Below are 6944 nucleotides of genomic sequence, written 5' to 3'. Positions count from 1 at the left end.
CGGTATTGGGCTTTAGCCGCATCGTCTCGCTGCTCCGCAGCGACCGAGAATCGCCTAAAGGCTAGACACCAACGTGCGCTGAATCCCTTGTTCGCTCAATCTTCGAACGTACCGTAGGACCAGGTGACGGTCGTCGGCGGATGCAGCACGGTCTGGCCGATGCCTTGATTGGCGAATGCTCCGTCGACTTTGAAGGTCCAGCCTTGACTGGCATCGGTTTTGACGTCGCCGATGGAATCGACAAACGCGGTCGAGCCGCTACCGGAAACGCTCACCGGCACTCGCTCCACCATCCGCATCACCGTCTCCAGCGTCGTTCCGTCGGCGACGTCGGGGACCTGAATCGACTGCGTCGCCGCATCCTCGGATTGGATTTCGATGGTCACCACGCCGACAGCCGCATCGGCGGCCGGTGGTGGTGGCGTTTGGCCGCAACCGACAGCGACCAGTCCGATCAACAGGCAGATCGAAGGAATGAAACAGGATCGCACGACGACTAACTCGCTTTTTCAGATGCCAGGGAAACCCGTGACCGACTGGGGCTGACTTTAGCATATGTCAGCAGGCCGCGTTCGCCAGTGCCGCGTGATCGCGGCGTGAGGTACGCCGTGCCGCTCGCTGACCGGCCTGTTGATTGAGTGAGCCGTGACGCGTAAGCGGCCGGGCATTCTGGCGCCCGCCCGAGGCCTTACGGCCAGCGGCTCACCACTGACTCAGCGGATCCCGAATCAATCGACAGGCCGTAACGCTTCCCGCTGGGGTGTCACGTCAGTTCGTATGGATCGAGCTGCCGCCGGAAAGTTTGTTGAGGAAATCGGGCAGGATGCCGACGTAGCAATTGCAGTGTTTGCAGACGCTGGCGGCGGCGCTGATGGCAACGCCACAGCGTGAACAGGGACGCAGCTTGGGTTCACGCTCGACCGCCGGGGCGGGCGCCGCGGGGGCGTCGCCGAGGATCCGCACTACGGCCGTGTCCGTTACATCCTGACGCACTTGGTAGCCGAACACGAATTTCTCGCTGCAACGCGGGCAACGCACCGTTTCGCCGATCAGATTCGTGCCGCCGCGCAACTTGTGTCCGCGCGGGCATCGGCAGGTGATTCGTTCTTGATCGTCTTGTTTCATCTAATCTTTTCCCCTCGTTGAAGATGCGATTCCCTTCACACTCATTACAAACCCCGAGGACCCAGGCGGGTTCCGAAACAATTCGGGGCGCGAGCGAATTCGTCTTTCGCCTCGTCTTCTTGGCGGATTCAACCAGAACAGCTTGGCAGCCCGCAAACCCCCGCTCGGGTGCCGGCTGCCCCTTTCCTTTATCGGCCGCTCGGCACTGGATTCTTTGTGGTGCTAAACTGAATTAAACTGACGGAATCTATCCTGCCATTGCACCCGCTGAGTCACGTGATGAAGACCCGAAATCGCACTTTACCCGTTGCCGTCTTGGTGGGTGGTTCGGTGCTCTTTTCTGCCCATTCGTACATTGCATTGGGCGAAGAAAAACGTGCCCCGGCGCCAAAGTTTTCTGCCGACGCGACCAAAGGTGTTTTCTTTGATTCGGTCGGCGATGCGATTCGCGGACAGCGACCGACGTTGCAAGCGTTGCGAAAGAAAAATGCCCGGGCTTCGAGTGTGGTTTTGGATTCACCCGAAGGCGGGGGCGGGGCAAAGGCCGGCTCCTGGGACAAGTTGATCTCCCCGATCTCGATTGAAGACGAGATCAAGCGGGTGAAATTGCACTACGACTCCGTCGTCACTCAGCCCGGACCGTTCAAGAGCGGAGGCTATGAGGAGGCTCGTTTGGACCTGATGGTGATGAGCAGTTTGTTTGCGATCATCAGCGAGTACGACGGCGATGTTCGCTGGAAGGAAGATGCGGCGGTCGCCCGCGACTTGCTGGGTCGGACGGCGTTCAACTGCAACGCGGGAACGAACCAGGTGTTCAACGAAGCGCGGGCGCGAAAGGACGATTTGCAAGACCTGCTGTCGGGCACCGGACTGCGCGGCGGAAAGGCCGCCGAAACCAACGATTGGGCTTCGATCGCCGACCGCGCCCCGTTGATGGAATACGCCGAGTTGCTCAAGGAGCAACTGCGCAACGCGACCAGCAACGCCGAGGATGTCAAAGCGGAACCCAACGATGTTCGACGCCCGGCCGAGTTGCTGGCGATCTTGGGCCGAATCCTGGTCAAGGAAGGCATGGACGACTCGGACGACGCCGACTACGCGGCATTCAGTGAAGCGATGACCAAAGCCGCGCAGGGAGTGACACGAGGGTTGGAGCTGGATGATTACGATGCGATCGGCAGAGCCGTCGGCGCGGTCACTCAGTCCTGTGACGATTGTCACGGCCAATACCGGTGATCAGCCTTTCTTCTTCAGCGTCATCATGTATTCCACGATGTCGATCAAGCCTTGCCGGCCGGTGATGTGGTGCAGGTTCTCCGGCATGATGGACTTGTCGCTTTTCTTGATCGTCACGATGTCTTCGGATGGAATCGTGCGATTGATCGCATCGGCGGTCCGGATCACCACTTCATCGGCGGTCTGCGAAATCTTTAGTCCCGTGATCACTTGGCCTTCTTCGGTCAACACGCTGAAGTTTTCATAGTTGTGGCTGATGCCCGCGCTCGGCGCCAAAACGGCCGTCAACATCGCTTCGCGCGAAAGCTTGGTTCCGATCTCTGACAGATTCGGACCGACGTCCTTTCCATCGTCGTTGACGATGTGACAGTTGGCACAGGTCCCTGCGCCGCGAAACAGTTTCTCGCCAGCGGCGACATCCCCGGTCATCTTGGCCAGTTCATCGATCGGGGGTAACGGCTGGGAATCTTTTTGGGCCGGTTGCGGCAACACGTTGGCGGCGGCTTTCCGAATGCCGCCATCCTTGCTGCGCGCCAACAACGCGCCGGCAATCAGGAAGGTGTCGCCGACCAGCGTTTTTTGAGTTGCCAAATCGATCAACCGTTTTTCACCGTCCTTGGTTCGCGCCAACCCGGCGACGGCCGCACGGCGCTGATCGTAGGGACGCTCGGCATCGGTCGCGATCTCGGACAGAAAATGGTTGGCGCGTCCGTTGCCGAGTAACCCGAGCGTTTCGATCACGCCGCGGGCCTGATCGGATGAAGCAAGCAAGTTGCGAATTTCTCTTCGTCCGGCATCGAGTTCCAACAACAACTCCGCCGATTCCACCGCCGTCGATCGGTCGTCGCCGACCAACGCCACCGTCAGCTGCGATTCAATGCCATCGGGTTTGAAACGTTTGACCAGTTTCATAAATTCCGGCGTGCCCTCGCTGCGTCGGATCTGTCGCATGACGGCCTCCACGACCGCGGGATGGGAGCGGTAGTCGTAGCCATCGATCCGTTCGATCGCGCGCACGACGATGGCGTCTCGACGAGCCTGCGCGGCATCGTCGGCGGCATGCGAATTGGCGACCGCGGTGATGAGGAACAGAAAAGCGACGGTCAGAATCAACGCGTAGGGTTTCATCGGGGGTGGGCAAAGTGGTGGATGGAAATGGGGATCAACAAAGCCAAGGCGTTCAGGGGAGCAGCCGTTTCAGAGCGGCGCTTCGAACGTCCGAATCATGGAATTCGAGACTGCGAAAGTATCGATCCGTTTCACGCAGCGGTCGGTCCGGATCGGCGATCAACGAGACCATGGCGTCTGCCGCTTTGGGAGCGCGGATTCTCCAAACGAGGTCACGGCCGGCCGCCGTATCCCACCGACCGTTGACGGCATCCAGGTAGGCTTCAAAACAGGCTTCGGGGCGGACGTCGCTCCCGATCCCGAGGGCTTCCAGGTACCAGCGGTCCTGGCCGTCGTAGGCCGTTGCCAGTTTGGCCCACAGCGTCGGCATGGCGTCGCTGGTGTCGTAGCGGAGCGCGACGGCCAACTCGCGTCGCACCGCCGGCGATTCATCGTCGGCCACGTCGGCCAGCCACTGAGACGGTTGGTCGGTCAGCTGCTTGGCCAAACGGATCGCCGTGATGCGAATGTCAGGGTTGGAATCGGCCAGTGCCTTGGCCACATAGTGCTCTCCACGCCCGTCGATCTTGCCGAGCAACCACAGCGCGCGGGCTCGCAGCCGCGGATTGGGATCGGCGTATAGCTCCAGTAACTCTGGTTCGGCGTCGCGGCCCATCGCGTGCAGCGTTCTCCAGGCTCGCGAGCGGACGGCCAAGTTCGGGTTTCGCAGCGCTTCGACTGCACCGCCGGCGGTGGTGAAGTCAAATGTCGGGATCGAGTAAGCGGACCCGGGAGGTGCAAGTCGAAACAGCCGTCCGCGATCCGAGTCGCCTTGGTTGTGTCCTCCCACGCCGGGATCGTACCAATCGGTCACAAACAGCGAACCGTCCGGTGCGGTGCAGACATCGGCCGGTCGGAACCAGCGGTCGGTGGTTCCCGTCATCAGCGGTTCGATCGTCGCGGTGTATCCGGCGCCATCGGGTTTGGCGGGGTAGGCGCGGACCATGTTGGGGCCGGGGTCGCAGTGGATGATTTGGTCCCAAAACCGCTGCGGCAACAACCGGCCTTCGTAAAAGCAGATACCGCTGGGCGAACCGGCACCGGTTTGCAGCATGTTGGGGACGACACCGGGATCGTTCAGGTGCCAGTGGCGGTGCATGATTTCGTCTTCTTGATTGATCCGTTCCTCGCGCCAGCCGCCGCCGGTGATTTCATCTCGATAGCCGTAGTTGCCGTGTTCGATCACAAAGTTAATTCGTGTGCCGCGGTTGCCGTCGTCGTCGTTGTCACTTTGCCAGAGCGTGCCGAACGAATCGACGGTGGTTTCCCAGTTGTTGCGAAAGTTGTGCGCCAGGACTTCGAAATGGGAACCGTCCAGATCGCATCGAAACGGCATGCCGCCGTACAACGGTGCTCCGTTGTCGATGACGGGGCGACCGTGAATGTCGATGACCGTTTCGCCCTGGGGGTCTTTGACTTGCTCGCCGGTGTTGCCAAAGTTCCAGTAGAGTTTTCCGTCGGGCCCGAACAGGAACGAATGGCCCGAATGGTCGTGTTGGGGATTGCCGACGCCGGTGAACATCGCGGTCTTGCTGTCCGGCACGTCATCGCCATCGGTGTCGACGAAACGCCAGACGTTGGGCGATGCGGTGACGATGACGTCGGTGCCGGTCGCGTTTTCGAGCACGCAGATGCCCATCGCCGAATCGATCTCGCGGCCTTGATAAAACGTTTTCGCCTCATCCATGACTCCATCCCCGTCGGTGTCTTCCAGGATCATGATTCGATCGCCCTCGGGGCGTGCGCCTTGATTGCGTCGATAATTCATCACGTCACAGACCCAAACGCGTCCGCGCGAATCGATATCCAGGTTGGTCAGACTGCGGAGCAGCGGCTCGCTGGCCGCCAGGGTGGCTTCCAGACCTTCGGCGATCGTGATTCCCTTGATCGCGTTGGCCGGGTCGCGCTGGTCGCCATCACTGGAGTTGTCCGGGGCGCTGCCCAAGGACGCCGGTGCGGCGCCCGCGTAGACGGCCAAACGGACGCTCGTGCTGGTGCCGCCGTTTTGACGGGTCCCCCCGGTGTCCAGTGCTCCGGTCACCGTCAGCCGCGTGTATCCTTCCGGGACCTTGAAGTGGATGACGCTGTTGGCGTGGGTCCCGATGGCATGTTTTCCGATCACTTGGCCGTCGACCGACCAGGGGTTTCCGCTGCAGTTGGAATCCTTGCGGACACTGCCCCAACCAGTCGTTGCGGAGTGCCATCCCAAGTCGATCAGTGACAGCGATCCCGCGGGGCCGTGCAGCGTCGGGTCAACCCAGTCGACCCAATCGCATGCGAATCCATCACCGCCGTCGTCGACGATCAAAAACAAGTCCGAAACGCCATCGATTGAAGCATCGATTTCGACGCGATGGCGTTTCGTTTCACTGGTCAGCGTGTCGGAAAGGAAGATCGGTTCGGCGGATTCAGTCGCCTTTTTTTTTTCCGCCGTCAAATGAAACCGCTTGGCGGTTTCCTCTTCATCAAAATCTTCGGGCCGCTCGTAGTCTTGATCTTCCAGCAGACGTTTGATCCCGATCGGTTTTTCCCCCAACGAGCATCCCTCCGGACCGATGGTTTCACCCGCGGTCCAAAGGATGGCGTTGGTCACCAAGCGTCGCACATCGTCGTTGCCCCAGTTCCAGTGGTAGTGTCCGCCGGTGAAGCCAAAGGACCGGCCGCCGTCGGGGCGATCGTATGCCCAGGCGACCGTTTGGGGTTCGCCCGCGGCAACACTCTTGCGAACGTGCGGATTGCCATGGTGTGGCCCGTCAGGCCGTTTCATGGTGTGATCGGGTGCGACCGCGGACAGGATCGGTGTGACTTTCCCGAGTTCGGTAAAACGCAGGTGGAAGTACCACTCGTCGTCGGTTGCGAACGGCTCGACGCCGCGTGTGATCGGGTGGTCGGGCAGCGACTTGAATTCCGCCACCCAATGCGGGTTGACGCTGTAGTTGATTTCGAAGTGGCCGCCGAGAAGCTCCTCCCAGTCTTTGCCGGATTCACCCGGAAGCATCTCGACCGCGTAGTGCAAGCACACCAACCCCGTTCCTTCGCCGAGACGTTGACGCAGTTGGTCTCGATGGTTCATCGCGACGTGCCGCCCGCCGCCGTCGCAGTAGATGACGATCGTGTCAGCGGCGGCGATTTGTTCATCCGACGGCCAGCCGCGAACGAGCGTGACCCGGGCGGTGTCGCTGCTCTGTTGGATCGCGTCTTGCAGGATCCGCAGCCCCGCAAAGTGTTCATGAGCGCCGAATCGGTGCGACGGCGGGCCCGCGACCATCAGGATCTGTTTGGTCTCCGAGTCCGCGGCTGTTACCGGTGCGGCGGCCAAGCCCAGGGAAACGCAAAACGTCAAGGGTGCCAGGACGTTAACGAGCCAAGATCGATGTCGACGCATCATTTCGAAAAGCCTCACGAGGCAGGCGGGG

Annotated in this window: 5 protein-coding genes; 1 reads left to right on the top strand and 4 read right to left on the bottom strand. The window is 60.9% G+C overall.

The annotated features are described in order from the left end of the window. Positions 1-95 precede the first annotated feature (95 nt). Positions 96-491, bottom strand: a complete 396-nt coding sequence (locus NZK35_RS32005) for a DUF4430 domain-containing protein (protein WP_259636604.1) — start codon at positions 489-491, stop codon at positions 96-98. A 277-nt stretch (positions 492-768) separates the two neighbouring features. Continuing rightward, the gene (locus tag NZK35_RS32000; protein WP_259636603.1) at positions 769-1125 is read right to left on the bottom strand and encodes a hypothetical protein; all 357 of its coding nucleotides are present in this window, start codon (positions 1123-1125) and stop codon (positions 769-771) included. 279 nt (positions 1126-1404) lie between these two features. Here NZK35_RS32000 and NZK35_RS31995 point away from each other — a divergent pair, with 279 nt between their 5' ends. Next, the gene (locus tag NZK35_RS31995) at positions 1405-2361 is read left to right on the top strand and encodes a cytochrome c (protein ID WP_259636602.1); all 957 of its coding nucleotides are present in this window, start codon (positions 1405-1407) and stop codon (positions 2359-2361) included. On the opposite strand, the gene NZK35_RS31990 is transcribed toward NZK35_RS31995, so the two are convergent. Continuing rightward, positions 2362-3489, bottom strand: a complete 1128-nt coding sequence (locus NZK35_RS31990) for a c-type cytochrome (RefSeq protein WP_259636601.1) — start codon at positions 3487-3489, stop codon at positions 2362-2364. 52 nt (positions 3490-3541) lie between these two features. Further along, the gene (locus NZK35_RS31985) at positions 3542-6916 is read right to left on the bottom strand and encodes a PVC-type heme-binding CxxCH protein (protein ID WP_259636600.1); all 3375 of its coding nucleotides are present in this window, start codon (positions 6914-6916) and stop codon (positions 3542-3544) included. Positions 6917-6944: the final 28 nt, after the last annotated feature.

This window comes from Stieleria sedimenti (assembly GCF_025060895.1).
GTDB lineage: Bacteria > Planctomycetota > Planctomycetia > Pirellulales > Pirellulaceae > Stieleria > Stieleria sedimenti.
Note: the sequence above shows the minus strand (reverse complement) of the source record. Positions and strands in the feature narration are given on the sequence as shown.